This is a genomic window from Methanocella sp. (assembly GCF_035506375.1).
In the GTDB taxonomy this organism is placed as follows: Archaea; Halobacteriota; Methanocellia; order Methanocellales; family Methanocellaceae; genus Methanocella.
Genome location: NZ_DATJPM010000055.1, coordinates 1 through 25,342, shown reverse-complemented (window position 1 = coordinate 25,342; position 25,342 = coordinate 1). Strand labels below are relative to the sequence as shown.

Annotated in this window: 26 protein-coding genes; 20 read left to right on the top strand and 6 right to left on the bottom strand. The window is 55.0% G+C overall.

The features are described 5' to 3' along the window. The first annotated feature begins 427 nt into the window (after window positions 1–427). From VMC84_RS07110 to VMC84_RS07065, 10 genes are all read left to right on the top strand, one after another. Window positions 428–847 (top strand): helix-turn-helix transcriptional regulator, encoded by a 420-nt coding sequence (locus VMC84_RS07110; protein ID WP_325379288.1) that lies wholly within the window; start codon window positions 428–430, stop codon window positions 845–847. Continuing rightward, the gene (gene ppsA / locus VMC84_RS07105; RefSeq protein WP_325379287.1) at window positions 844–3,171 is read left to right on the top strand and encodes a phosphoenolpyruvate synthase; all 2,328 of its coding nucleotides are present in this window, start codon (window positions 844–846) and stop codon (window positions 3,169–3,171) included. The genes VMC84_RS07110 and ppsA overlap by 4 nt, the downstream gene beginning before the upstream one ends. A gap of 3 nt (window positions 3,172–3,174) precedes the next feature. Further along, a complete protein-coding gene (mfnA, locus tag VMC84_RS07100) occupies window positions 3,175–4,308 on the top strand; it encodes a tyrosine decarboxylase MfnA (protein ID WP_325379286.1) in 1,134 nt (377 codons plus the stop codon). Window positions 4,309–4,410: 102 nt separating this feature from the next. Then, the gene (hpt, locus tag VMC84_RS07095; RefSeq protein WP_325379285.1) at window positions 4,411–4,998 is read left to right on the top strand and encodes a hypoxanthine/guanine phosphoribosyltransferase; all 588 of its coding nucleotides are present in this window, start codon (window positions 4,411–4,413) and stop codon (window positions 4,996–4,998) included. 458 nt (window positions 4,999–5,456) lie between these two features. Next, window positions 5,457–6,416 carry an ABC transporter substrate-binding protein gene (locus VMC84_RS07090; RefSeq protein WP_325379284.1) on the top strand — a complete coding sequence of 320 codons (960 nt, stop codon included), beginning with the start codon at window positions 5,457–5,459 and terminating at the stop codon, window positions 6,414–6,416. A 79-nt stretch (window positions 6,417–6,495) separates the two neighbouring features. Then, complete coding sequence (locus tag VMC84_RS07085; protein WP_349256754.1) at window positions 6,496–7,329, top strand: methanogenesis marker 8 protein; 834 nt, start codon at window positions 6,496–6,498, stop codon at window positions 7,327–7,329. 302 nt (window positions 7,330–7,631) lie between these two features. Continuing rightward, entirely contained in the window at window positions 7,632–9,086 is a 1,455-nt protein-coding gene (locus VMC84_RS07080) for a S8 family serine peptidase (RefSeq protein WP_325379282.1), read from the top strand. Window positions 9,087–9,221: 135 nt separating this feature from the next. Beyond that, window positions 9,222–9,371 (top strand): YHS domain-containing protein, encoded by a 150-nt coding sequence (locus tag VMC84_RS07075; RefSeq protein ID WP_325379281.1) that lies wholly within the window; start codon window positions 9,222–9,224, stop codon window positions 9,369–9,371. A 107-nt stretch (window positions 9,372–9,478) separates the two neighbouring features. After that, window positions 9,479–10,261: a HesA/MoeB/ThiF family protein gene (locus VMC84_RS07070; protein ID WP_325379280.1), complete on the top strand. Its 783-nt coding sequence runs from the start codon at window positions 9,479–9,481 to the stop codon at window positions 10,259–10,261. A 10-nt stretch (window positions 10,262–10,271) separates the two neighbouring features. Continuing rightward, a complete protein-coding gene (locus VMC84_RS07065) occupies window positions 10,272–10,547 on the top strand; it encodes a ubiquitin-like small modifier protein 1 (RefSeq protein WP_325379279.1) in 276 nt (91 codons plus the stop codon). Between the two features lie 594 nt (window positions 10,548–11,141). On the opposite strand, the gene VMC84_RS07060 is transcribed toward VMC84_RS07065, so the two are convergent. Further along, window positions 11,142–11,384, bottom strand: a complete 243-nt coding sequence (locus VMC84_RS07060; protein WP_349256753.1) for a winged helix-turn-helix domain-containing protein — start codon at window positions 11,382–11,384, stop codon at window positions 11,142–11,144. A 263-nt stretch (window positions 11,385–11,647) separates the two neighbouring features. Continuing rightward, the gene (locus VMC84_RS07055; RefSeq protein WP_325379277.1) at window positions 11,648–11,776 is read right to left on the bottom strand and encodes a hypothetical protein; all 129 of its coding nucleotides are present in this window, start codon (window positions 11,774–11,776) and stop codon (window positions 11,648–11,650) included. A 227-nt stretch (window positions 11,777–12,003) separates the two neighbouring features. Between VMC84_RS07055 and VMC84_RS07050 the strand changes: the two genes are divergently transcribed. Both VMC84_RS07050 and VMC84_RS07045 read left to right on the top strand, forming a co-directional pair. Continuing rightward, on the top strand, window positions 12,004–12,291 hold the full coding sequence (locus VMC84_RS07050; protein WP_325379276.1) for a hypothetical protein: 288 nt from the start codon (window positions 12,004–12,006) through the stop codon (window positions 12,289–12,291). A 118-nt stretch (window positions 12,292–12,409) separates the two neighbouring features. Continuing rightward, window positions 12,410–13,402, top strand: a complete 993-nt coding sequence (locus tag VMC84_RS07045; protein ID WP_325379275.1) for a radical SAM protein — start codon at window positions 12,410–12,412, stop codon at window positions 13,400–13,402. Between the two features lie 74 nt (window positions 13,403–13,476). Here VMC84_RS07045 and VMC84_RS07040 read toward each other — a convergent pair whose 3' ends face one another. The 3 genes from VMC84_RS07040 to larE all read right to left on the bottom strand — a co-directional run bounded on the left by VMC84_RS07040 (window position 13,477) and on the right by larE (window position 15,936). Further along, the gene (locus VMC84_RS07040) at window positions 13,477–13,779 is read right to left on the bottom strand and encodes a DUF2769 domain-containing protein (RefSeq protein ID WP_325379274.1); all 303 of its coding nucleotides are present in this window, start codon (window positions 13,777–13,779) and stop codon (window positions 13,477–13,479) included. 143 nt (window positions 13,780–13,922) lie between these two features. Then, complete coding sequence (gene thiI, locus VMC84_RS07035; RefSeq protein WP_325379273.1) at window positions 13,923–15,092, bottom strand: tRNA uracil 4-sulfurtransferase ThiI; 1,170 nt, start codon at window positions 15,090–15,092, stop codon at window positions 13,923–13,925. A 4-nt stretch (window positions 15,093–15,096) separates the two neighbouring features. Next, window positions 15,097–15,936, bottom strand: coding sequence for an ATP-dependent sacrificial sulfur transferase LarE (larE, locus tag VMC84_RS07030; protein ID WP_325379272.1), 840 nt, complete (start codon window positions 15,934–15,936; stop codon window positions 15,097–15,099). Between the two features lie 242 nt (window positions 15,937–16,178). Here larE and VMC84_RS07025 point away from each other — a divergent pair, with 242 nt between their 5' ends. Further along, complete coding sequence (locus VMC84_RS07025; RefSeq protein WP_325379271.1) at window positions 16,179–17,432, top strand: cation:proton antiporter; 1,254 nt, start codon at window positions 16,179–16,181, stop codon at window positions 17,430–17,432. 88 nt (window positions 17,433–17,520) lie between these two features. On the opposite strand, the gene VMC84_RS07020 is transcribed toward VMC84_RS07025, so the two are convergent. Continuing rightward, on the bottom strand, window positions 17,521–18,069 hold the full coding sequence (locus tag VMC84_RS07020) for a hypothetical protein (protein ID WP_325379270.1): 549 nt from the start codon (window positions 18,067–18,069) through the stop codon (window positions 17,521–17,523). Window positions 18,070–18,254: 185 nt separating this feature from the next. Here VMC84_RS07020 and VMC84_RS07015 point away from each other — a divergent pair, with 185 nt between their 5' ends. The 7 genes from VMC84_RS07015 to VMC84_RS06985 form a co-directional block, all read left to right on the top strand. Then, window positions 18,255–18,626 (top strand): transcriptional regulator, encoded by a 372-nt coding sequence (locus VMC84_RS07015; protein WP_325379269.1) that lies wholly within the window; start codon window positions 18,255–18,257, stop codon window positions 18,624–18,626. Between the two features lie 485 nt (window positions 18,627–19,111). Next, the gene (locus VMC84_RS07010) at window positions 19,112–19,783 is read left to right on the top strand and encodes a hypothetical protein (protein WP_325379268.1); all 672 of its coding nucleotides are present in this window, start codon (window positions 19,112–19,114) and stop codon (window positions 19,781–19,783) included. A gap of 337 nt (window positions 19,784–20,120) precedes the next feature. Continuing rightward, window positions 20,121–21,536, top strand: a complete 1,416-nt coding sequence (gene pscS / locus VMC84_RS07005) for an O-phospho-L-seryl-tRNA:Cys-tRNA synthase (RefSeq protein ID WP_325379267.1) — start codon at window positions 20,121–20,123, stop codon at window positions 21,534–21,536. Between the two features lie 30 nt (window positions 21,537–21,566). Next, window positions 21,567–22,865 (top strand): O-acetylhomoserine aminocarboxypropyltransferase/cysteine synthase family protein, encoded by a 1,299-nt coding sequence (locus VMC84_RS07000; RefSeq protein WP_325379266.1) that lies wholly within the window; start codon window positions 21,567–21,569, stop codon window positions 22,863–22,865. A 13-nt stretch (window positions 22,866–22,878) separates the two neighbouring features. After that, a complete protein-coding gene (gene metX, locus VMC84_RS06995; RefSeq protein ID WP_325379265.1) occupies window positions 22,879–24,348 on the top strand; it encodes a homoserine O-acetyltransferase MetX in 1,470 nt (489 codons plus the stop codon). A 54-nt stretch (window positions 24,349–24,402) separates the two neighbouring features. Further along, on the top strand, window positions 24,403–24,927 hold the full coding sequence (locus VMC84_RS06990; RefSeq protein WP_325379264.1) for a threonyl-tRNA synthetase editing domain-containing protein: 525 nt from the start codon (window positions 24,403–24,405) through the stop codon (window positions 24,925–24,927). 26 nt (window positions 24,928–24,953) lie between these two features. Then, on the top strand, window positions 24,954–25,342 hold a 389-nt coding region (locus tag VMC84_RS06985), incomplete at its 3' end, for a cysteine desulfurase family protein (RefSeq protein WP_325379263.1).

The following is a 25,342-nucleotide window of genomic DNA, read 5'->3' as shown; positions in this document are numbered from 1 at the left end:
TAAATTATTTTAAGAATGCTTTAAAAGACGTTTTCAGCCACGAAGCGGCTCGAAGCTGGCTCGAAGCTCTCTAAGACTTATTAAAAATCGTTGGTGCCGCCTGGTGTAAACTCCGTGCCGCTTAGTGATATAATATAAAATTGGTGCCGCCTGGTGTAAACTTGGTGGGGTTGAGACAACAGTTGCTCTCAAGCGGCACTAAGGTTACACCAGGCGACACCAATGATTTTTAAAATATTTAATAATGACTTCGTGAGCTTCAGGCCCGCTTTGAGCAGCTTCGTGGCTGAAAAGTCTTTGTGTAGCTTATTAATTTTAAGCTGTTAGTAATATGTGACATATTACGTAACATAATGGTTATATAGCATCGAAGCCTAATTTTGGCTAAATAGAAATGTTACATAGTATGTAACATGCTTCTATTCACATGGAAGGTTTCCTGATGTACGCGCCGGAGTGGATGTTCGATAAGGCCAGGGCCATCGCGGGCGATATCGTGAACTCGCAGGACCGGGGCATGCTCATCCAGATGTACCGGGGAAAGATGGACCTGACGCAGGAGGAATTAAGCCGCATCATGCGGCTCCGGCGGGAGACGATCTCCCGCATCGAGCACGGCAAAGTGACGCCCACGCTCCCGTTCATCCACACGTTCTCGGGCATCGCCACATTAATGGAAGCCGTTAAATCGTACAGGTCGATGAACCGGGCCGTCGAATACCTCTATTTTATCCGCATCGGGGCCGAGCTCGGCGTGCCCCGGGACAACGTCGCGTATATCGTAGACGCGGCCATCATGAACTATGAAAAGAAACGCAAGAAAGCGATACGATATCTGGAGAGATGATCGTGGCAGCGAAGACTAAAGCAGTAGTGAGAGAGGCCGTAAGGCCTTCGAACAGGCTCGTCGTATGGCTAGAGGACGTCAGGAATTCGGATATTCCAATTGTCGGCGGCAAGGGCGCGAGCCTGGGCGAAATGATCAACGCCGAGCTGCCCGTGCCACGGGGCTTCGTGGTGACGGCGCAGGCGTTCCGCGAGTTTATCGAAGTGACGGGCATCATGGACCGGCTGTTCAAGACGCTGGACGTGGACGTCGACGACGCTAAAGCCCTGGACAGGGCCGCGGCCGACGCCAAGAAGCTCGTCATGGAGACGCCCATGCCGAAGAACATCGAGAGGGCCATCAGGGACTATTATGCCACCTTATGCAAGCGTGAGGGCGAGGAGGTCTACGTGGCCGCCCGGTCGAGCGCGACCGCCGAGGACCTGCCCGAGGCCAGCTTCGCGGGCCAGCAGGAAACGTATCTCAACGTTAAAGGGGCGGACGACCTGGTCAAATCCGTCCAGAAATGCTGGGCGTCGCTCTATGGCGCAAGGGCTATCTATTACCGTGTTGAGCAAAAGTTCCCCCACGACCAGGTGAGCATCGCCGTCGTGGTGCAGAAGATGGTCGACGCGGAGGAGGCCGGCGTCATGTTCACCAACCACATGACCACCGGCGAGAACGTCACAATCATCGAGGCCGCATGGGGCCTGGGCGAGTCTGTTGTCTCGGGCGCCGTATCGCCGGACACATATCTCATCGATAACAAGACTTTCAATGTCAGGCAGAAAAAGGTCGCCACAAAGCAGACTATGATCATCCGGGACAAAAAGACCCGCAAGAGCAAGAAGGTCGACGTCCCGGAGAATAAGAAGAACTCGCAGGTGCTGCCCGACGACGTCATTGTCAAGCTGGCAAAGCTCGGCCAGATAGTCCTGGAGCATTATGGCAAGCCCCAGGACATCGAGTGGGCCGTGAAGGACGGCGAATTATACCTCCTACAGTCGAGGCCGATCACCACTATCCAGAAGCGCGAGGCGAAGGGCGGCCTGGCCTCCGGCGAAGTCATCCTTGAAGGCCTGGGCGCTTCGCCGGGCGTCGCCAGCGGCAACGTCAAGATCGTCAAGAGCATGGGCGAGCTTGACAAGGTGCTGGAGGGCGACATTTTAGTGACCAAGATGACCACGCCGGACATGGTCCCGGCCATGAAGCGCTCCTCGGCGATAGTGACCGACGAGGGCGGCATGACCTGCCACGCGGCCATCGTATCCCGTGAGCTGGGCACGCCGGCGGTCGTGGGCACGAGAGAGGCCACCCGGACGCTCCAGGACGGGCAGGTCGTGACCGTTGACGGCGAGAAGGGCCACGTCCTCCTGGGCGCCCTGAAGCCGGTCGAAAAGCCCTCGGAAGAGGCCCGGGTCGCGGCCGTAGCGGCGACGACAAAGCCGATTACTGCAACAGAGGTCAAAGTCAACGTGTCCATCCCCGAGGCCGCCGAAAGGGCAAAGGCGACGCTGGCGGACGGTGTGGGATTACTCCGGATCGAGCACATGATACTCGGGCTGAACACTCACCCGCAGGTCTACATCAAGAGCGGCCGCTCGGACGAGTACGTGAACGAATTAGTCAAGGGCATCCGCACTGTGGCCGACGCCTTCTACCCGCGGCCGGTCTGGGTAAGGACGCTGGACGCCCCGACGGACGAGTTCCGGGCCATGAAGGGCGGCGAGGGCGAGCCGTTCGAGCACAACCCTATGCTGGGCATGCGTGGCATCCGCCGTGACCTGCGCGAATTAGAGCACTTCCGGCTGGAGATGGCGGCCTTCAAGAAGCTCTTCGAGCTGGGCTACGACAATATAGGCATCATGCTGCCCCTGGTCCAGCACCCGAAAGAGCTGCGCAGGGCAAAGGAGATCATGGTCGAGTGCGGCATCGACATCGAGAAGGTAGACGTGGGCATCATGGTCGAAATACCCGCGTCCGCGCTGATCATCGATGACTTTATTAAGGAGGGCATCGATTTCGTATCGTTCGGCACGAACGACCTGACCCAGTATACGCTGGCCGTCGACCGGAATAACGAGCTGGTCGCGGACCTGTATAATGAGCTGCACCCCGCCGTGCTCAAGCTGATCGAGTACGTCATAGAGCGGTGCAACAAGGCTGGCGTCACGACGTCCATCTGCGGCCAGGCGGGCAGCCGGCCCGAAGTCGCCAAGAGGCTCGTCGCCATGGGCATCACCAGCATCTCAGCCAACATCGATGCGGTCGAGGCTGTCAGGGAAATGGTCGCCAGGACCGAGCACGAGATCATCCTGGATTCGGCCAGGAAAAAAGTGGTGTAAATATTGAGGGAACATGGGGTCGATGAGACCGTAATACTAAAGGAGCTCGAGGACGCGGCGCAGAGAAACGTTCCATATGCCCGCGTGCTCAGCTCGATGTGCACGACCCCTCACCCCATCGCACTAAAAGCCCACAGAGAGTTCATCGTCTCCAACCTGGGGGATCCCAAACTTTTTCCGGGGACGGCCTCGCTCGAGCATGCCTGTATAGGCATGCTGGGCGAGCTTTTACATTTACCTTTGGCAGCAGGCTACATCACGACCGGCGGCACCGAGAGCAACATCCAGGCGCTCCGTAGTGCACGGCAGTTAAAGAAAGTCGACCCCGGCAAGGCCAACATTGTCCTTCCTGAGTCGGCGCATTATTCCTTTGATAAGGCGGCCCAGATGCTGGGAGTAACGCTAAGGCGGGCACCGCTGGACGATGAGCTCAAGGTAGACGTCGACGCAATGGCCGGGCTCATCGACAGGAACACGATAGCTCTCGTCGCAATTGCGGGGACGACGGAGTTCGGGCAGGTCGACTCCATCCCGGCGATAGGCAAGCTCGCTCTCGACGAGGACATATTCTTCCATGTGGATGCGGCTTTCGGCGGCTTCGTCATACCGTTCCTGAAGGACTCGTCGAAGCTAAAGTTCGACTTCGAGGTGCCCGGCGTCATGTCGGTCGCCATCGATCCTCACAAGATGGGCATGAGCACGATACCGTCCGGCGGCCTGCTGTATCGGGATGAGCGCTTCATGAAGCTGCTGGAGATCAACGCCCAGTACCTGACTTCGCAAGTCCAGTCCTCGCTGGCGGGCACCCGGAGCGGCGCCTCGGCGGCTGCGACATACGCCGTCATGCGGCACCTGGGCATGGACGGCTATCGGAAGATCGTGTCGACGTGCATGGATAACACCCTGCTCCTCCGGGACAGCCTGCTGGACATGGGCCTTGAGCTCGCGCTCGAGCCTGTCATGAACATCGTGACCACGAAGTTGCCGGATGCTGAGGCGACGAGAAAAAAATTATGCGACATGGGCTGGTTCGTTTCCACGACGTCCCGGCCGGAAGCTCTCCGCATGGTCGTCATGCCCCATGTTACGCGCACCGTGGTCGATTCATTCGTGACCGACATTAAAAAGATATTGTAACCTTATTATTCCATATACTTCTGAAAGTTCCTGTTTATCGTTAGATTTAAGATATTATGAGCTAAAAGGGTGCAAAACGCTTACTTAGTGGACGTGGGTGTGATGCTGAAGAACTTAAGAGAGACAATGAAAAATGCGCCGATCGTGAAAAGAGGGGCCTACAACTATTTTATTCATCCTATCTCTGACGGCGTCCCCGTCGTGAAGCCCGAGCTTCTCCGGGAAGTCATCGCCTGTATCGTGAAGAACGCCGACCTGGACGTCGACAAGATCGTGACCATCGAGGCCATGGGCCTGCCGCTGGGCGCCGCGCTGTCGACGATCACCGACATACCTTTTATCATCATTAGAAAGAGAAAGTACGAGCTGCCTGGCGAGATTGCGGTCCACCAGACCACTGGCTACTCCCGGGGCGAGCTATATTTGAACGGCATCAACAAGGGCGACCGCGTGCTCATCATCGACGACGTCATCAGCACGGGCGGCACGCTGAAAGCGGTAATAAAAGCGCTGGAGATGGCCGGGGCTGTCATTAAGGACATCGTCATCGTCATCGAGAGGGGGGAGGGCAAGAAGATCATCGAGGACATGGGCTACGATGTCCAGACCCTCATCAAGATCGACGTGGACGAGCACGGCGTTAAGATCCTCGGCTGCATAGACGAGGAATGCTCTCCGACCGGCCACTGATCCTTTTATTTTTCTGCCGTGTTGAATTACTCCGGCATTTTAAGCTTCATAAGGGCACGGAGACACTATTTCTCACCACAATGGCACGGAGTTCACTAAGGCCCACGAAGTCTTTTTTTATATGCAAGTTACAAAGGGCTCAAAGGCACGCTTTTTGTGTTATAAGGCTCAGAGGCTTCAAAGGCACGCAGGCAAAAAGCGCTATCATGTTCATTCCATCGTGCCATTGTCACCTTCGTGCCCTGATCGCCAATGAACCGGGCTCTGTGAACTTTGTACCTTGCTCGAATTCGCATCAGCGAAACACTTAAAAGAAACTTTGTGAGCCATTGTGCCTATGGGTGCCTCCGTGGTGAAAATAGTGCCCTCCGTGCCCTCCGTGCGCTTAAAACGAGGTATTCAACACAGTATATTTTTTTAATTTTCACATCCTATTTTTGCCCTCAGACGAGGCTTTAATGCTTCATGAGTCCAATACCATTTGGATAGTCATGAGCACCTCTAAGCCGCTGAATATCGGGCACCTGTCGACCGTGTATCACACTTCTTTTATCCTGGAGGGCACTGGCTGGCTGCAAAAAGCCGGCATAGACGCCCGATGGAAGCTCTTCGCCTCCGGCCCGGACATCGTGAAGGCATTCGAGAACAAGGAGATCGACATCGGCTACATCGGCCTGCCGCCGGTCATCATCGGCGTCGCGAGGGGCATACCGTTCAAGTGCATCGCGGGCGGCCACGTAGAGGGCACCGTCATGCTCGCCCAAAAACAGTATAAGTCCTTGGATGAGCTGGGCGACATAAGTAAGGTCCTGAAACAGTTCGAGGGCTCTATCATGGGCACGCCGCCCAAAGGGTCTATCCACGACGTCATCGCCAGGGACCTGGCGGAAAGCCTCGGGCTAAATATAGAAATAAAGAACTATGCGTGGGCCGATTTTGTACTGGACGCCCTGGTGGAAGGAGAGATACCAGCCGCAGCCGGAACTCCTCCGCTCGCAGTAGCAGCACGCCGCTTCTGCGGCGCCCGTATCGTGGTACCGCCGCACGAGCTCTGGCCGAACAACCCCAGCTATGGCATCGTGGCACGAACGGAGCTTTTCGAGAGCCCCGGCATCATCATGCGGTTCCTGGAGATGCATGAGACGGCCTGCAACTTCATCCGGGAAAAGCCGGAAGAGGCAGCAGAGATCGTGGCGAAGCTGACCGAGATCGTCGACCCGGAGTTCGTGCTCGAGGCATACCGGATATCGCCTAAGTACTGCAGCGCCCTTTCCCCTGAATACGTATCATCGACCATGCGATTCGTCGACGTTCTCCTCAGGATGGACTATATCAGCCGCCCGGTATCCGAAGAGGAGATATTCGATTTCCGTTTTATCCGGAAAGCCCACCCGGGCCCTGCACACTATAACCTGTGACGGCGGCCGAAAGTTTATCATGATTCATGTGCGATAAATAGTACATATTCGCAATCATATGAAAAAATGGATGATAACCATGGATGAACACGTCATAGAAGGCCTGGGCAGGGCCCGCATCGTCGTCCGGGACGGCAAGGTCGTAGAGGTCGGAGAGCCGATGATCAGCTATTGTCCGATCTTCGACAAGCACAGGGGCATCAAGAAAATCACCAAAGAGGTCATCGCGAACAATATCCAGTTCCGCATCGACGACTTCGGCATGTGCACGCCGAACCGCGTCATGACAATGAAGGATTTCCTGTCATTCGGAGTCTCCGAGATCATCTGCACGGCCATCCGGCAGAAAAAGATCGACGCTGCGGTGCTAGTCTGCGAAGGCTGCGGTACCCTGATCGTCACCGATCCGGACATGGTCCAGGGCATCGGCGGAAGAGTATCCGGCCTTGTCAGCACGACGCCCATCCCGTCGCTTATCGAGAAAGTCGGCGAGGAGAACGTCCTCGATCCGAAAACCGCGAAGATCGACCAGGCGGCCGGCGTTAAAAAGGCCATAGCCATGGGCTACAAGAACATCGCGGTCTCGATCATCAACGGTACCATGGCAAAGGAGATCCGGGAGATCGAAAAGCAGCACCCTGGCGTGAAAGTTTACACGTTCGTCGTCCACGTTACTGGCCTGCCGAAGGACGAGGCCGAAGCGATCTTCAACTATGCGGACGTGGCCACGGGCTGCGCCTCGAAGTACGTCCGGGAGGAGGGGTCGAAGAAGGCCTTATGTAAAGTGGGCGATTCCGTGCCTATCTTCGGCGTAACGCCCCGTGGCCAGGCCCTCATCGAGGAGCGCATCAAGTTCATGGGCAAGCCCATCGTGGCAAAGCCCAACGCGCCGCAGCCCGATAAGCTGCTCTAATTTTTTTTTATCCTACCCTCTGCTTTCAGGGGGCATTTTTAATTGCCTGCTTAACAAGGCTCATTTTTATACCTGATTGGATTAATTAAGTCAATTAATAGTCTATTTTACTAATAAAAAGTTAATACTTGTTAATCATTGAATTGCTGTTATAATAGATAACATTTGCAATTTATATGCCTGATTTGGAAAGTATTTATACTATAGGGATATTTCTAGGCTTACTAGTGAAGGAGGAGTAAGCAATTAAAAAACGAATACTACTAGTCGCTGCAGTATGCATCGTGCTACTGGCTAGCGTAATGTTGGTAAATGCGAGCATACCGCTGACTAAGCCCTCCCAGGATTATAGCAGTGGTACCTATATTGTCGTTTTTAACGACAACCAGAACCTGGCTAGCGCTCTTGACGACCAGGTGGCGACGTTCGCCGTTGAGAACAACGCGACGGTCAAATACCAGTACGACCTCATCAACGGCATGGCCATCAACGTCCCGACTGCGGATGCGGCTAAGAAGCTGAGCTCCCTCAAGGGCGTGAAATACGTCGAAAAGAACGTCATATTCCATGCCACCCTCGACCAGGCGGCACCGATCGTCGGAGCCCCGCAGGTCTGGGACCTTGGATATACCGGCAAGGGCGTTAAGGTTGCCCTGGTCGACACGGGCATCGACGGTACCCACCCCGACCTGAAAGGCAGGATCGTCGACTTCAAGGACTACGTCGGCGGTAAGACCACCGCATACGACGACTTCGGCCACGGCACGCACTGCGCCGGCATCATCGGCGGCAGCGGCGCTGCCTCGAATGGCAAGTACAAGGGCATGGCGCCCGAAGTCCAGTTCATCGGCATCAAGGTGCTGGGCAAGGACGGCTCGGGCAGCCTGGACAACATCATCGCCGGCCTGAACTATGCGGCCAAGAGCGATGCTAAAGTAATATCGATGTCACTTGGCTCTACGGAGCACACGCAGTCCATGGACGACGCCGTTAATAACGCCGTCAAGGCCGGAAAGGTCGTCGTCGTGGCGGCAGGCAACAGCGGGCCGGGCTCGAGCACGATCGCGTGCCCTGCCGACTGTGCGAACGCGTTGACCGTGGGCGCAACAGACAAGAGCGATGTCATCGCCTCGTTCAGCTCGAGGGGCCCCAACCGGGATGGTACCGTCAAGCCGGACGTCAGCGCCCCGGGCAAGGACATCGTGTCCTGCAGGGCCACCGGCACCAACGACGGCAAGGCCATCGACACATACTACCTGTCGATGAGCGGCACCTCCATGGCCACGCCCATGGTATCGGGCTGCGTCGCGTTGCTGTTGCAGAAGAAGCCGGACCTCACGGTCAGCCAGGTCAAGGATATCATGGAGAAGACCGCGAAGCAGCTGGGCAGCGGCGTCCCGAATAATGACTACGGCTATGGCAGGGTCAGCATAATCAACGCGATCAACTACCTGGACGGTAAGTACACGCCGCCGACCACCCCATCTCCGACCCCATCGCCGACCGTGTCGCCCAGGCCGTCGCCGACTGTGACGCCTAACCCGGGCCACCCCGGCTACCCGTACCCAGGATACCCCGGCTACCCGTACCCCGGCTACCCTGGTTACCCGGGACAGCCGACACCGACTCCTACGCCTAACCCGGGCCACCCCGGCTACCCGTACCCAGGATACCCCGGCTACCCGTACCCAGGATACCCCGGCTACCCGTACCCAGGATACCCTGGATACCCGTACCCCGGCTATAGCGACGAGTAAGTAACCTTAATCAGGCCGGAAACGGCCTGATACCCTCTTTTTAATTAAAATTCGGCACATCCCGTGGAGCCTCTGCCTTTAGAGCAGGTCACGCTTATCATTCTTTCCGGCTTAACCTCAGTCAGGTGATAAGAAATGGTGAAAGACCCCGTATGTCATATGAACGTGAATGAGGAGAAGCCGGGGGCGAAGGAGAACTTTAACGGGAAGACGTATTATTTTTGCAGTAACAAGTGCAAGGCCCTGTTCGATAAGAACCGCGATAAATTCTCAAAAGAATCGTGAAACTGTGCTGCGGCACTCACGTTTTTCGATGGCCATGCTCGATGCTATTCTTTTTTCTTGCCAGATTACCAAGCATTATATAGTTAACAATAGTTAATTTTCCTATTATGTCGCAAAAAGGAGTCTCGGTCACGGAGAAGAAAAGATCGGGTCCAAAGGAGCTGACGGAGTATGACCTGAAGAGGTATAACCGCCAGATGATGATCAAGGGTTTCGGCGAGGAAGGGCAGAAAAAGCTGAAGAACACGAGGGTATTCGTCGCGGGCGCCGGCGGCCTGGGAAGCCCCGTGTCCACATACCTCGCTGTCGCCGGGTTCGGCCACATCGCGCTCGCCGACATGGACGTAGTAGACCTCAGCAACCTGAACCGGCAGATCCTGCACTGGGACAGGAACGTGGGCGAGGTCAAGGTGAAAAGCGGCCTCGAGAAGCTGACGCAGGCCAACCCCGAAATAGAGGTGGAGGCATTCAACGGCAAGATCGACGAGAACAACGTGTACGATCTTACGAAGGGCCATGATATCATCATCGACGCCATGGATAATTTCCCGACGAGGTATCTGCTCAACAGAGCGGCCCTGAAGCATAAGATCCCGTTCATCCACGCATCCGTATGGGGCCTCGAAGGCCGGCTCACGACGATAATCCCAGGGAAAACCCCGTGCCTGAAATGTATTTTCCCCCATGCGCCGCCTAAAGAGGTTTTTCCAATACTTGGCGCCACTCCGGGCGTGCTCGGCACGCTCCAGGTGACGGAAGCCGTCAAAGTCGTCCTTGGCATCGGTAAGCCCGTGACGAACCGCTTACTTCTCTACGATGGCGAGTATATGGACTTCCATGAGATCCAGGTAAACAAGAACCCCGCTTGCCCGGCCTGCGGCAGTAAATAGGAGGTGCAGCATGAAATTGAAAGTGAAACTATTCGCGAACTTCCGCGAGGTGACCAAGAACAAGGAAGTCGAGATCAGCCCGAAGGGCGATAAGGTGAACGACATCATATCGGCGCTCATCCACGACTACCCGAAGCTGGAGCCGCTGATGCTCAACGGCGCCGGAGTCAAGCCATACGTTAATATCCTGATCAACGGCAAGAGCGTCCTGGACCAGGGCGGCCTGCAGGCCCCGATCAAGGAAGGCGATGAAGTCACCGTATTCCCGCCAGTATCGGGCGGATGATCTTTTAACATTTTTTTTATTATCCTGAAGCAGGCCTGACCTGGTCTGCAGCCGGTAATGGCTGGTGCGTTTTTGGGTTAAAATAGGAGGTTATTTATCGCCGGAGACTCGCAGACGGAATCTCATGTAATAGCCATGCGATCACCCGGCGTTAATACCTTTTTATCTATTATTGCTGTGTCGAGTATTTCATTTTAAGCGCACGGAGTGTACGGAGGCACTATTTTTCACCACAAAGGCACGAAGAGCACGGAGGCTCACAAAGCCTTTTTTATAATTAAGAGACAAAGGGCACAGAGCCGCTTTTTGAACTTTTAAGATACAAAGAATACGAAGGCACGATGGCAAAAAGTGCTCTTGCTCATTCCACTGTGTCTTTGTATCCTTCGTGCCCTGATCGCTAATGAACCGGTTCTGTGTACTTTGTAACTTGCTCGAATTCGCATCAGCGAAACATTTAAAAGAAAACTTTGTGGGCCTCCGTGCCATCGTGCCTTTGTGGTGAAAAATAGTGCCCTCATGCTCTTAAAAAGCTTAAAACAGGGAGTAATTCAATACAGCATCTATTATACATAAAAACCAGAGAATATGGGCTTATCCTCCAACCACCCCCATAGGACCACTTAATCCGTAGAGGCTCTGGCGGGCGTCCTTGAAGTAGAAGCGCTCCTGAAGGATATGCTCTTCCCGCAGCCTGTTCAGCGCATAGCGAACGGTCCTTGGCGGGAGGTATGTTTTTTCGATGATGTCTTTCTGGGTCAGCAGGCCGCTGGATTCCAGGACCTTGTAGACCAGCTTTGCCGATGGCGGCAAATGTTCGATCTTCGGTACTTCTATTTGGTTGCCATTAATGGCAAAAACGATCCCTCATAGTATTTTCACCATCACCTAAATAGACTTAACGATAGTTAAATCTTTCGGCTGAAAATTCACAATTGTTAATTTTTATGAACGTTATGCGTCCGCTCTGGGCGAATCCGGCTTAGAATTTTAGACAAAATGACCATTGCATGGGCCTCATGCGCGAACCGATTAAAAATTTGCTAATGGGCTACAATATGTTATCATGCTTATCGACCTTCGTCCGGGTCTCCCGGCTTCTATTTCGCTCCAAGGCCTCCCCGCAGGAAGCGGTAGAGGTCATCGTCGTCGCTGTGAGACAGTTCATTTTCTATTTTCGGCATGTTCAGCCGGTCTATACGAGTTTGCTTCGTGCTTTTCCGTTTCATTTTCTCACCTTTCACATAGCGATCAGGTCCACCTACGAATGGCACCGGGGCCGAATGCCGCCCGCCGCCAAATCTCACTACGGCCCCTATGCTAATAAAGCTAAGTAAAACGGCCATCGTTGTGGGTAATGTCCTGAAACTCGGATAAATTATGTAAAACTTGCCGGAATATTCAAACATATACGTATCAAAGAGAAACGGTCAGATAGTATCGACGGCAGGAGCGCATGGAACAGATCGAGCGTTATTACAGGGAATCCGACCATTACAGGGCCTGGATCGATGCCTCGGGCAACGGGAGCGTCCGCATACTGAAGCGCATCAACTTCCGGGGGCTGATACATCTTTTCAAAGAAATGCTCACGGAGATGAAAAAGACCCCCGAGATCGCCCCCCGGATCACGTTCTACATCTCCCAGTCCTTGAACGAGGAGATGTCCGACAACGCGAAGGAGTTCATTGAGTTCTGCCGCCATTGCATGAGCGTCGAGCTGGACCTCGTCGTGCTCGAGTGAAGGGGACGCTAGCTTTTTATAGTTTGGATTAACAATTGTTATTTTGTTAACGATTTTTTCGTTAACTAGATATTTAACCTCGCAAATATCATATATTACATGGATCGGTGATGCCGAAATGGAAATAAGCGTTCAAAAGAAGGCCGAGCTGATCGAGACCGGCGGCGTGGTCATCGACCAGACGTTCCGCCCTTACGTAAGTAGAGCGACCGCCGGACCCGGCGCCGGCCTGGAATCGATCTTCGTCAGCCTGGACGGCCACCGGGTGCGCCTGGGCGTGCGCCAGGCGTCGAGGTTCCACGCATCGCTGGACGGCGATAATGTGACGATTTACGACGACGAAAAAGAGTTCGCCCGCGGCCGGCTGGAAGAGGCCATATCCCACTGCCCTAAGCAAATATATATTACAGTGAGCGAGCGCTGCGTCCAGGACTGCAAGTTTTGCCCGGTGCCAAAGCTGCAGGGAAAAATAAAATCGTCCGACGAGGTGCTGGACATAGTCCGGCGCGGCCTGCTCAACCCCGAACTATCCTCTATATCACTTACGTCGGGCATATGGAAGACGCCAGACGAGGAAGTAGAACGGATCGCCGGCATCGTAAAGCTTATCAATGAAGAAGTCGGGCCCCGCGGCATACATATCGGTATATCCGTATATCCGACCGAACGCTCCTCAGAGATCTTGAAAGAATCTGGCGCTGCAGAAATAAAATACAACATCGAGTCGGTGGACCAGGAAATATTCAAGAAGGTCTGCCCGGGGCTCTCGCAGGAATATATCGTCAAGTCGCTTGAGCACGCCGTGCCCGTTTACGGACGCAATCACGTTTTCAGCAATATTTTGATCGGGCTGGGCGAGACCGACGAGACGGTCATAAAAGGCATTGATATGCTAGCGTCGAAGGGCGTCATACCCATCCTTCGCAAGGTCAACCCGCACCCGCTCCGCAAGGGCGAAGTGTACGTGGAGACAGTCAGCGCCGGCCGGCTGCTCAAGCTGGCCTCCGAGGAGCGGCGCATCCTTGAAAAGCACGGGCTCGACGTCCTGAAGGCCGTCACTGGCTGCCTGCCCTGTACGGGCTGCGACGTGTCCCCTGTCAGGGATATATAACCTTTATTCTTTCTCTTTTGTATTTTGGGCCAATTTTGCCAGAATGCCCTGGTAAATATATTAGGGATCTCTTTTCACTTTAGGTTGTTGAAATACCTGTTCTCGAACTCGGAACCCTTCATGCAATACATGTTGTCCTTCATCGAGAGCTCGTTTTCCACCGGACATGTTGGACAGTTGCAGCCTTTAATCTCATTGATGCAGCGGAAGCTATTACCCATCAGGCAGAATATTCCCTCATTATCGCTTTTCGCGCAATCCGTATATGAAGGACATGGCGGGCATTGGCATTTGTCGAGGTACGACCGTACTTTGTTCGTCTTGTCCTGAGGATCAAGGCTCTTGATTTCCTTCACGCGCTTATCGAAATTATCCATTAAATCACCCAATCGACATTATAATTAAAAATATATAACATTTAAATAATTTTATAACGATTGTGAAAGTAAAAGAGTTGCATATATCGCCATTATTTTATGATAAATCATGGAAGTCTATTAAAAAATGTATTATAAAATATTCAGATTTCAACGATCTTCGCGTTGTCGACCTCATACTTTACGAGCTCCCCGAAGTCGAACTGCTCTTTTTCCATTTTTATGACCTCTTCGAGGTGCCCGTGAATGGAGGGATGTTTCGGCACGGCCTTGCAGCCCATGGCCTTCTGGATGGAGATGCCGAACATGCCGATGCGCTTCGAGATCTCGATGATCTCTTCCTTATCGAGGCCGATGAGCGGGTGATTGATCGGGAAGTCCACGTCGTAGATCTCTGCGAGCATGTTGTTCGAAGTCTGCGAGGCCACCTGGCCCATGGAAGAGCCCGTGACGATGCCGTGGGCGCCTTCTTTCTCGGCGATGGCGCGGGAGACCTTATACATGAGGTGCTTACAGAAGACGCAGGTGTACTTCTGGTTGCCCTTTTCCAGGAATGTCCGGAGGTTCTTCCCGTGGGGCATGACGTATACCTTCATCTCGTGGCCTGGGCACCACTTGTTCAGCTCTTTTAAAGTGCTCAATGCCCTGTTCATCGTGGTGTCGTCAAAGTACGGCGCATTATGGAAGAACACGGGCACGATCTCGCAGCCCCGCTTCATCATGAGCCAGGCAGCTATGGGCGAGTCTATGCCGCCCGACTCCATGGCCACCATCTTTCCCTGGGAGCCCAGGGGCATGCCTCCGACGCCCTTGACGATGTCGGTGAATATGTAAGAGTGCGTATCCCGGATCTCCACGTGGATGCTATGGTCCGGGTTCTTGAGGTCGACCTTCGGGTGCCTCTCGGCGACGGCATTATAGACGGCGTCGCCGCACTGGCGGCCGATGTCCTGCGACGTGAAGGGCTGATTACCCGAGCGCCTCCCCATGATGCCGAACGACTGGCCGTCCTTGATCAGCTCTTTTCCAAAGGCAGCGGCCACAGCTGCGGCTTCCTCTATGGTCGGGCCGGCCCTGACGGCGGGGCTTGTGGACACGACGCCGAACACGTTGCCGACCACCCTGGGTGCCTTCGGGTCTTTCGTCACTACGAATATGCGCCCGCGCTCCTTGATAACGTCCTCGTAGGCGACGCCCTTCGAATCCAGCATCGCCCTGATGTTCCCCATAAGCAGGGCCTCGAACTTCCTGCGCACCTGCTCGCTCTTAATGCCTATCTCGCCATAGCGTACGATGACCACGTCAAATTCCATCTCATTACCTCCTGTCCAGGACCTCGTTCAGGCTTCCGCTCCTGAAGCCCTGGAGGTCTAAAGTGATATAAATAAATCCCAGCTTTTTCAAATGGCTGACAATGCTTTCCCTGTATGCGACCAGTCTCTCGATATCCGAAGCAGGGATCTCGATCCGCGCCATGTCTCCATGATAGCGCACCCGCGCCTGGCGGGATCCTAGATCGCCGATGAGCTTTTCAGCCTCATAGACCTGCTTCAGGCGCTCCGGCGTCAAGGCCGTCCCATAAGGAAAGCGTGATGCCAGGCACGCCTGCGACGGCATATCCCAGTCCGGCAGTCCCAGGGACTTTGAAAGCGCCCGTATCTCGTCTTTATACAGGCTCGCCTCCCTCAGGGGACTGCGTATGCCGATCTCCCGGGCAGCCCTTTCGCCGGGGCGGTAATCCCCGGCATCGCTCATGTTGGCGCCGTCGACGATATGCTCGATGCCGAGCTCCTTTTTGACCGCATCCAGGCCGCAGAAGCGTATCTTTTTACAATAGTAGCAGCGGTCGGGCGTATTATTCGTATACTCCGGGTCGTCCATCTCATGCGTATCCAGAACGATGTGTACAATTCCCAGATCTTTCGCCGTCTTCCTGGCCCGCTCCAGTTCCTCCGGCTTGAGCGTCGCCGAATTGGCCGTAACGGCCACGACTTTGCCCTTATCGAGCGTATCGGAGGCGGCTTTCAGCAGGAACGTCGAGTCCACGCCGCCCGAAAAGGCAACGATAACACCGTCCAGATCACATAGGATGCGCCGGAGGTCGTCATATTTGCGGTCGATGCCATGATCCTTAGAATGCTCCAATGGAAGACTCACTTCCGTCTGCCTCGCTAATACTCGATCCGGGCGAGTTAACAATAGTTAAAAATAGGACCTGGTATTTATATTCTGTCATACAGGCAGGCATCTGCTGACAATAAGCGGCATACGAGCGTATATATAGAGTGTATAGAAAAGCTATATGCGCCTTACCTCCTCCTCGTCAAACAAACGTATGGGGCTACAGCGCCCAATATCTTTTGCCAATACAATAAATCAACAAGCGAGGACAAACAAGCATGTTACCCGACGATATGGTGATGTTTTTCGTGGAGATCGCAGTCATGCTCTCCGTAGCTTTGTTTTTCGGCCAACTGGCCCGCCGCCTCCACTGCCCCGCCATCATCGGGGAGCTCATAGGCGGCATCATCCTAGGCCCGACCGTCCTCGGGCTGATAAGCCCCGGCGCCGAAAGCCTGCTGTTCCCGTCCTCCGGGGCGGTCTTCGCCGGCAGGGATGCGCTAGTTCAAATCTGTTTACTGTTCTTCCTCTTCTTCGCCGGGCTGGAGATGAACCTCAAGATGCTAAAAAAAAGCCGGTCTGGCATTTTATGGACGAGCCTCCTGGGCATCGCGATACCGTTCATACTCGGGTACGGCATTGTCGTCCTGTTCCCCGGCCTCTGGGGAGATAATACCCGGTCCGGCGTCGGTAATTTTGCTCTTTTCATGGGCACGGCACTGTCTATATCCGCACTGCCTGTCATCGCACGAATCCTCATCGACCTGGACCTGATGAAGTCGGAGCTGGCCATGCTCATCATGGGGTCTGCGACGATCAACGACCTTATCGGCTGGTCGCTCTTTGCGCTGATACTGAGTAACTACGCGTCCGGAAGCGTGCTGAACCTGCCCCCCTACATGACCCTGATGCTGGCACTCCTGCTCCTGGTGTTCATGGTCACCATCGGCCGGGCGATCGGTCAGGGCGTATTAGGGTTCATACGGTCGCACATATCCTGGCGAGGCGTGTTCCTGGGTATAACCATGGTCTACGTGCTGCTGGCATCGGCCTTAGCCGAGCTCATCGGCGTGCACGCGGTGTTCGGGGCTTTCCTCGTGGGCATCGCCCTCTCCGATGGCGGCGACCGGCGCAACGAGGCCGTCGATTCTCTTTACCAGTTCATCATGAACTTCGCGGCCCCCCTGTACTTCGTATCCATCGGCCTCCAGACCGACTTCCTTAAGGCCTTCGACCCGCTGATCGTTGTCGTAGTACTACTGGTCGCGTGCATCGGCAAGATCGTCGGCGCGACCCTCGGGGCCCGGATAGGGGGCATCTCACCGAAGCAGTCCGTCATCGTCGGCTTTGCCATGAATACCCGCGGCGCCATGGAAGTCATTCTGGCGACGGTCGCCAGGAACGCGGGGATCATCGACGATCGCATCTTCGTGGCGCTGATCATCATGGCCATCGTCACTTCCGTCATCAGCGGCCCAGCGATCGGCCTGCTGAAAAAAGACGGGCTCAACGGGGAGATCCCACCTGCTTAGCTTCGGATGTTTTCGTTAGCATAAAAAACTGAGCGATAAAAAAAGTAGTTACCGGCGGAGCAAAGAGCTAGGCATGCCGGTAAGGATTTTAGAACTCGAAGCCGAAGCCTGGCAGCTTGACCGGGCCCGCGACGCAGAACGGGTAAGTGAACGCGGCCAACTCGTTGGTCTGGGCGAAGTTCGTGTGTGTGACCTGCTGGGTCTGGAACACCGTTTGATCGATGTCCGGGAACGCCAGGTTGACCGGGCCAAAAGGCAGCACGTTGGCGGTTACCTGTGCATCGACGCCGGAGTCATCCGCCGGATTGTTGGCATATGCGTTCGCGTACGGGTAATTTTCGTCCGCGGCATGGGCATTGGAACTTCCACCGGCTGACGAGTCGGCATCGGCGACGCCGAGCCCGAGCGTGCTCGCCCCGAGGTGCAGGCCGTCGAAGTAGGCCGGGAATTTGATGTTGATGTTCTCAAAGTCCGTGGCACAGGCCGTGTTCTGGTTGAAGGCGCCGGTCGTGCCGCTCTGGACGATCGCCGGGATGCCGACCCATGCCGGCGTCAGGTTTGCGCCGGCCGGCACGACCGCGACGATAAGGGCCAGAACGACTCCCATACAGGTTATGATTCTACTTACATTCTCCATATATTACCCTCCTCAGTAATCCCGCTGGACTACAAGTATATGGATTAACAATAGTTAACAAAATAGTTGCCATCATTTATAGCGAATGAACGTTGTTAACGATTGTAATATTTCAGAAGCAAGCCACTTAACAGCGTTAATCTTAAATAATATTATAACGATTGTTTAATTAAGTTGATCGCACCATGAAGGCTCCATGTGAATTGATCGTGTGGTACGTTATACCGACCATTCGCGCTGAATTAGCAAAAGAGATGACCAGGCTGGGCATGTCCCAGAAGGAAGTCTCCGAGAAGCTGGGCATCACCCAGTCCGCCGTTTCCCAGTACATGAAGGACAAGCGGGGCAAGGGTATCCCGGTGAACAAGCAGGTCCGGAAGGCGATAAAGAACCTGGCGAAGGAGATCGCAGACGGGAACACCGGGAAGGACGTCATACCGGGCATTTGTGCCGTCTGCGCCATTGTCAAGCAGAGTGGCTCGCTATGCGATCTGCACCGTCAGGACGAGTCCGACCTCGACGACTGCACTGTCTGCATGAATAGCTGCGGCGTGTAAATTGATACTATGTTGCAAATTATGGTCTAATTCTTTTTTATGCCTTTTTTGCTTTTATGCCATGCTATAAAGACCATAGGGCTGTCTAAATAATTATTAAGTGGCTGCGCAAGCATGACTCGGGCCTTGCATATGCCTGTTATCGCCCGGGATTGCCTCGAACAAAGAATATAAATATGTTCGAATTCTATTAACAATTGTTAAGTCAAGCAGAGCAAGCAGGGATGGCAGAGTGGCTATACAACCGGCTGCAGACCGGTTCAGGAGTGTTCGATTCTCTTTCTCTGCTCTCAAAAACGACCCCACTATACGCAGAGGTGGCAGAATGGCTATGCAACCGGCTGCAGACCGGTTCAGGAGAGTTCGATTCTCTCCCTCTGCTTTTTTCTTTAACCGCTTTTTATCGGAATTTTTCCATGCTCCGGCCGTATTTATTTTTCAACATAATTATAAAAACGTAAACTAATGATTCACCGGGTAAAGGTATGAGGCTCAGGGTTATTGCCATAATGGCATTACTTATTTCTGCGCTCATGGTGCTGAGCGCGGCACAGTCTACGGATTATTCAGGAAAGGCGAAGGTCGTGCTCCAGCTCACGAAGATGCCGGTGATGCCGACGGTCACGCCGCAAAGCACGTCGGGGGGTCTTGTCCCCGAAACTTTCGGCATTAGTGCCGTTGCACTGCCTGATGTGCCCCAGGGCAGTACGGTCCAGGGCAACGTGCTCTACTCGGCCGATCCGGCCGTAAAGACGGGCCAGGCATATACTCTATACGTGAACTACGACCCAAAAAACGAGCCATCAGGATTCCAGACGGGGCTCGTGGATAAGCTAAAGTCCGGCGCCATCGTCGGCATAAACGACTATAAGGTCGACGGCGACCAGCTAACGGTCAACGTCGGCACGTCCGGCGACTGGAGCAAGAAGATCTTCGTGCTGGACATGCAATACACTGACCCGAACGAAAAGAAGAATCCCTTCATGATCGACCTGAACGGATTCAGGCCGTTCGAGGATATTAATGCATTCAATACGACCTCGGTGAGCCCCTTGAACACATCCTGGTGGGGGTGGGGCGACAGCCTGTTCGGCGGCTCTTCTGTCACTTCAGGATTCTCCGGTATCTTCGATAGGATCGGCCACTTATTTGACTGATCATATCCTTTTTAGGGCCGAGTTAGCCCATTTTTACCGTTATCGCCCTTATAGCGTTATTACTATCATGCATATTTTTACTCAAACCATATGCTTTATATAGTATCAACGCTTCTAAACGATTGTTAACAATCATAACGATTGTTGACTCTTGCCCGCCTCCATAGCAAGGTAAAAACGGCCTGAGCTACGTACTCCGGCAAAATTCCGGTATTGCCACGAACACAGGATATAAATATGTTCGGAAAATTTAACAATTGTTAAATACACAATTGTTAAGCGCTAAGCAGGGGTGCAGAAATAAAAAAGTTCCCTCGGGCTTAGGATGTGACGAGAAATGAGCAACTTACGAGTTCAAAGGACGTTCGACGCGCTGTTCTCCCTGGAGGACGTGAGGGAAGTATTCAGGCAGTCGCTGCCCACCGGGCTGACTCCGGAGCAGGAACAACACGTAAAGGAATCGCTGGCGAAGGTCAAGGAGTACCTCGCCGAGATCGAGGCCCCGGATATCAAAACCGCGTGCCCGCCGAAGACCCGGATCGGGAACCTGGACATAAGAACCAGGGAAGAGGAATATATCAACATCCATCCCATCCAGGCCGCCGGCAGGTTGACGCCCGAGGCGAGGAAAGCGATCATCGCATACGGCGACGGCTACTCTACCTGCGACTACTGCCGCAAGCCCTTCAGGCTGGACAAAATAACGAAGCCGGGCATCGACGACTTCCACGGCGAGCTCGCAAAGTGGCTCAACGCCGACCAGGCCAGGGTCACACCGGGCGCCCGAAGGGCGTTCCAGGCCGTCGCGTCGGCGCTGGTGGAAAAAGGCGACTCTGTCATCGTATCGGCTTTCGCCCACTACACCGAGTTCCTCGCCGTCGAGCAGGCCGGGGGTGTCGTCAAGGAAGTGCCCAAGAACGAGAAGAACGTCATCACCGCAGACGCAACCGCCCGGAAGATCGAGGACGTAAAGAAGGAGACCGGCAAGCTGCCAGTGCTCATAATGATCGACCACTTCGACTACATGCTCGCCAACGAGCACGATGTCTATGGCATCGCGAAGGTCGCGAAGCAGTACGGCATCCCGTTCCTGTACAACGGCGCATACACCGTGGGAATAGCCCCGGTGGACGCTAAAAAGATCGGGGCGGACTTTGTCGTGGGCTCCGGCCACAAGAGTATGGCATCGGTCGCCCCGTCGGGCGTTCTGGGCGTATCGAACGAGTATGCTCCCAAAGTACTCCGCACGACCGCGATGGTGGGCGACGTGACCAAGAGGAAGTTCGGCATCAAGGAAGTCGAGAACTTAGGCTGCACCCTTATGGGCGGCACGCTGCTGTCCATGATGGCGTCGTTCCCGACGATCAAGGAGAGAGTAAAGGACTGGGACGAGGAAGTCCAGAAGTCCAATTACTTCCTGGAGCAGTTCCAGCGGGTCAAGGGAAGCGCGGTGCTTTCCGAGTGGCCCAGGAAACACACGCTCAGCAAGGTCGATACCACGGGCAGCTACGACGTCATCGCAAAGACGCACAAGCGCCGCGGCTTCTACTTCAGCGAGGAGCTGACGGACCGGGGTATCATCGGCGAGTTCGCCGGCGCGACCCGGACCTGGAAGCTGAACACCTACGGCCTATCCTGGGAGAAGATCAAGTACCTGAGCGAGGCCTTCCTGGACATCGCCAGGAAGTATGACCTGCCGGTGGACTCGAACGCGGCCTCGAGCTATGCACCGGGCGAGAAAAAGAAAGCATGATCCTTAAATAACACATTGAGGTTGGAAAGAATGACACAGAATAAACCAGGATTAGAAACTATTGCATTACACGTAGGACAAGAAGAGCCGGACTCGGCGACTACCGCCAGGGCGGTCCCGATCTATGCGACCGCTTCGTATGTATTCCCGACCCCTGAGAGGGCAGCGAACCTGTTCGGTCTCAAGGAATTCGGCAACATCTACTCGCGCATCATGAACCCCACCAACGACGTCTTCGAGAAAAGAGTCGCTGCGATCGAGGGCGGCGTCGGGGCCTTAGCCGTGAGTTCGGGCCAGTCGGCAACGACCCTCGCGCTGCTCAACATCACCAGCGTGGGCGACGAGATCGTCGCGGGCGATAACCTTTACGGCGGCACATACCAGCTTCTCCACTACACGTTCGAGAGGCTCGGCCGCTACACCAAGTTCGTCAACGCGGACAAGCCCGAGGAGTTCAAGAAGGCCATTACCCCGAAGACGAAGGCCATCTACATCGAGACCATCGGCAACCCGCACCTGAACGTCCCGGACTTCGAGGCCATCGCGAAGATCGCCCACGATGCCGGCATACCGGTCGTCGTAGACAACACCGTCGGCGTAGGGTTCTTCAGGCCGTTCGAGCACGGCGCGGACATCATCGTCCTGTCGGCTACGAAGTATATCGGCGGCCACGGCACCACCATCGGCGGCGTCATCGTGGACTCGGGCAACTTCAAGTGGGACAACGGCAAGTTCCCCGAGATCACCGATAAGGACCCGAGCTACCACGGCTTAAGCTACTGGGATGCATTCGGCAACATCGGCGGCGCCAACCTGGCGTACATCCTGAGGGCGAGAGTACTGCTGCTCCGTGACCTCGGACCGGCGCTAAGCCCGTGGGCCTCGTTCCTGTTCCTCCAGGGCATCGAGGACCTCCCGTTAAGGCAGAAGAAGCACTCGGAAAACGCTCTGGCGGTCGCGCAGTACCTGGAGAAGCACCCCAAGGTCAAGTTCGTCTTCTACCCGGGCTTGCCCAGCTTCTACAACCATAAGGTCTCGGGCAAGTACCTCAAGGATGGTATCTACGGCGGTCTCGTAGCATTCGAGGTCAAGGGCGGAGTCGAGGCCGGCAAGAAGATCATCGAGAGTGTCAAGCTGTTTTCGCACCTGGCGAACATCGGCGACGCCAAGTCCCTGATCATCCACCCGGCATCTACGACCCACCAGCAACTCTCCGAACAGGAGCAGCTGGACACCGGCGTCACCCCTGGCCTGATCAGGCTGTCCATCGGCATTGAGGATGTCAAGGACATTATCGCCGACCTCGACCAGGCGCTGGCGAAGGTATAAACGGGATGAAAAAATGAGCATTGGATCAGTAGGCGTTGTCAAGACCAGGTATTTCCACCTGCAGGAAGAGCTCGTCCTGGAATCGGGCCAGAAGCTCGGGCCGGTGACCATCGCATACGAGACGTACGGCCAATTAAACAAAGACAAGAGTAACGCCATACTGATCTGCCACGCGCTGTCCGGCGACGCACACGTCGCCGGCTGGCACGATGGCGACAAGAAGCCCGGCTGGTGGGACATCGCCGTCGGCCCGGGTAAGGCCTTTGATACTGATAAGTTTTTCATCATCTGTAGTAACATCCTCGGAGGGTGTAAGGGCTCGACCGGCCCTTCTTCCATTAATCCCTCAACCAACAAGCCTTATGGCCTCGATTTTCCTGTTATCACGATTGGCGATATGGTGAACGCCCAGAAAAAGCTCATCGACTTTTTAGGCATCGAGCAGCTTTACGCGGTGGCCGGCGGCTCCATGGGTGGCATGCAGGCGCTGCAGTGGTGCGTCGCATATCCCGAAGCCGTGCGCCGGGCCGTCATCCTGGCGACGACCGCCTATTCCAGCTCCCAGCAGATCGCCTTTAACGAGGTGGGGCGCCGGGCCATCGTATCGGACCGGAACTGGAACCACGGTAATTACTATGAGGGCGAGCGCCCCACGAACGGCCTCGCGCTGGCCCGCATGGTCGGCCACATAACGTACCTGAGCGACGAGTCCATGCAGCAAAAGTTCGGCCGGAAATTAAAAGATAAGGCCCGCTTCGGCTACGACTTCTCCACGGACTTCCAGGTGGAGAGCTACCTGCAGCACCAGGGCGATTCCTTCGTGAAGCGGTTCGATGCGAACTCGTACCTCTACATAACCAAGGCCATCGACTACTTCGACCTGACCCGGAACGCCTCGCTTGATGCCGCTTTCAAGAACACGAAGACAAAGTTCTTTATCCTCTCGGTCACATCGGACTGGCTCTACCCGGCAAACCAATCTAAAGAGATCGTCATGGCGCTGACCGCCAACGACGCCGACGTGAGCTATGCCGAGATCAAGTCCATCTATGGCCACGACGCTTTCCTGCTGGAGGGCGGCCAGATCAACTACCTGGTCTCGAATTTCCTTTCGCCGAAGCTCGTCAAGGACGTCATGTCAGCGGCAGTGACCATCGACGAGAGCTCGAGCATTGAGGACGCGGCCCGGGCCATGATCGAGCAGAACACGACCCACCTGCCGGTCGTCTCGAATGGCGGAAAGCTCGCAGGCATCGTGACCGCGTGGGACATCTCCAAGGCGGTGGCCCTCAAGTACGCGTTCCTGGACCAGATCATGACCCGCAACGTCACTACGATCCGTAAGTGCGACACGCTGGAGTCGGCCTCGTCAAAAATGGAGACGCATGACATATCGGCGCTCCCCGTCGTTGATGACGGCCAGCGCGTCATTGGTATCGTGACCAGCGAGGGCATGAGCAAGCTTATCGGCGCAGGCAAATAGTTTATAAGTAAAAACGACGATTAACAATTGTTAATTTTACAGGGAGGTCTTTGCATGAGGATCCTTGCGATACATGCCAGCCACATCGGCTGGAAGGCGACCAGGAAGACGAAGTTCGCCGAGGCTATCGAGAAAAAGGAGGATGAGATGGACGGCTGCGTCGTTCTTTTCAGCTGCGTCGAGAAGCAGGACGAAGTGGAGCCGGCAAAAGTAGTGGACGGGGCGACACACGAGGTCATGAAGCGCCTCAGCATGCTGAAAGTTAATAAGGTCGTCGTGTTCCCGTTCGCGCACCTCACGAGCACGCTGGGCAAGCCGGAGGCCGCGCTCCAGATACTGAAGGACCTGGAAAAGAGCCTGGTCGAGCACGGGTGTGAAGTCAAGCGTGCCCCGTTCGGCTGGTACAAGGAGTATGACCTCAAAAGCACGGGCCACCCGCTTTCGGAGCTTTCCATGAGCATCTGCCCGTACGAGGGGAAGAGCTGCGACGCGTTATGCCCGTATTGCTCCCACCCCATAAATCTCAGCGAGCTATCGAAGGAAGCCCCGGAACGGAAGCTATATGACGCTTGTTCCTGAAAATACCATTGCTAGAGTTGACATCGATGAAAAAGATATATCTGGATAACAGCGCGACCACGAAGGTCAGCCCGGAAGTCCTGGACGCCATGCTGCCGTACTTCACCGAGAACTACGGTAACCCGTCCAGCCTCCACTCGATGGGCCAGGAGGCCAACGTGGCGGTACAGGCGGCCCGCGAGCAGGTCGCAAAGGCGATCGGCGCGGACGCGGGCGAGATCATTTTCACATCGTGCGGCACTGAGGCCGATAACCTGGCCATCGTTGGCACGGCTTTCGCCAATAAAAAGAAGGGCGACCATATCATCACTTCCAGCGTCGAGCATCCGGCAATCCTGCGGACCTGCGAGTACCTGGAGAAAGAGGGCTTCAAGGTCACGTACCTGCCCGTGGACAAGTACGGCATGGTCAGCCC

Excerpts from the sequence above, each read along its gene's own strand:
- VMC84_RS07085 (WP_349256754.1), top strand. The coding sequence starts at position 6,496 with ATGGATGAACACGTCATAGAAGGCCTGGGCAGGGCCCGCATCGTCGTC.
- VMC84_RS07065 (WP_325379279.1), top strand. The coding sequence starts at position 10,272 with ATGAAATTGAAAGTGAAACTATTCGCGAACTTCCGCGAGGTGACCAAG.
- VMC84_RS07090 (WP_325379284.1), top strand. The coding sequence starts at position 5,457 with ATGCTTCATGAGTCCAATACCATTTGGATAGTCATGAGCACCTCTAAG.
- pscS (WP_325379267.1), top strand. The coding sequence starts at position 20,121 with ATGAGCAACTTACGAGTTCAAAGGACGTTCGACGCGCTGTTCTCCCTG.
- VMC84_RS07045 (WP_325379275.1), top strand. The coding sequence starts at position 12,410 with ATGGAAATAAGCGTTCAAAAGAAGGCCGAGCTGATCGAGACCGGCGGC.
- VMC84_RS07000 (WP_325379266.1), top strand. The coding sequence starts at position 21,567 with ATGACACAGAATAAACCAGGATTAGAAACTATTGCATTACACGTAGGA.
- VMC84_RS07070 (WP_325379280.1), top strand. The coding sequence starts at position 9,479 with ATGTCGCAAAAAGGAGTCTCGGTCACGGAGAAGAAAAGATCGGGTCCA.
- VMC84_RS07040 (WP_325379274.1), bottom strand. The coding sequence starts at position 13,779 with ATGGATAATTTCGATAAGCGCGTGAAGGAAATCAAGAGCCTTGATCCT.
- hpt (WP_325379285.1), top strand. The coding sequence starts at position 4,411 with ATGCTGAAGAACTTAAGAGAGACAATGAAAAATGCGCCGATCGTGAAA.
- VMC84_RS07020 (WP_325379270.1), bottom strand. The coding sequence starts at position 18,069 with ATGGAGAATGTAAGTAGAATCATAACCTGTATGGGAGTCGTTCTGGCC.
- VMC84_RS07110 (WP_325379288.1), top strand. The coding sequence starts at position 428 with ATGGAAGGTTTCCTGATGTACGCGCCGGAGTGGATGTTCGATAAGGCC.
- VMC84_RS07075 (WP_325379281.1), top strand. The coding sequence starts at position 9,222 with ATGGTGAAAGACCCCGTATGTCATATGAACGTGAATGAGGAGAAGCCG.
- VMC84_RS07080 (WP_325379282.1), top strand. The coding sequence starts at position 7,632 with ATGTTGGTAAATGCGAGCATACCGCTGACTAAGCCCTCCCAGGATTAT.
- VMC84_RS07010 (WP_325379268.1), top strand. The coding sequence starts at position 19,112 with ATGAGGCTCAGGGTTATTGCCATAATGGCATTACTTATTTCTGCGCTC.
- VMC84_RS07015 (WP_325379269.1), top strand. The coding sequence starts at position 18,255 with ATGAAGGCTCCATGTGAATTGATCGTGTGGTACGTTATACCGACCATT.
- VMC84_RS06990 (WP_325379264.1), top strand. The coding sequence starts at position 24,403 with ATGAGGATCCTTGCGATACATGCCAGCCACATCGGCTGGAAGGCGACC.
- VMC84_RS07055 (WP_325379277.1), bottom strand. The coding sequence starts at position 11,776 with ATGAAACGGAAAAGCACGAAGCAAACTCGTATAGACCGGCTGAACATG.
- metX (WP_325379265.1), top strand. The coding sequence starts at position 22,879 with ATGAGCATTGGATCAGTAGGCGTTGTCAAGACCAGGTATTTCCACCTG.
- ppsA (WP_325379287.1), top strand. The coding sequence starts at position 844 with ATGATCGTGGCAGCGAAGACTAAAGCAGTAGTGAGAGAGGCCGTAAGG.
- VMC84_RS07050 (WP_325379276.1), top strand. The coding sequence starts at position 12,004 with ATGGAACAGATCGAGCGTTATTACAGGGAATCCGACCATTACAGGGCC.
- thiI (WP_325379273.1), bottom strand. The coding sequence starts at position 15,092 with ATGGAATTTGACGTGGTCATCGTACGCTATGGCGAGATAGGCATTAAG.
- VMC84_RS07025 (WP_325379271.1), top strand. The coding sequence starts at position 16,179 with ATGTTACCCGACGATATGGTGATGTTTTTCGTGGAGATCGCAGTCATG.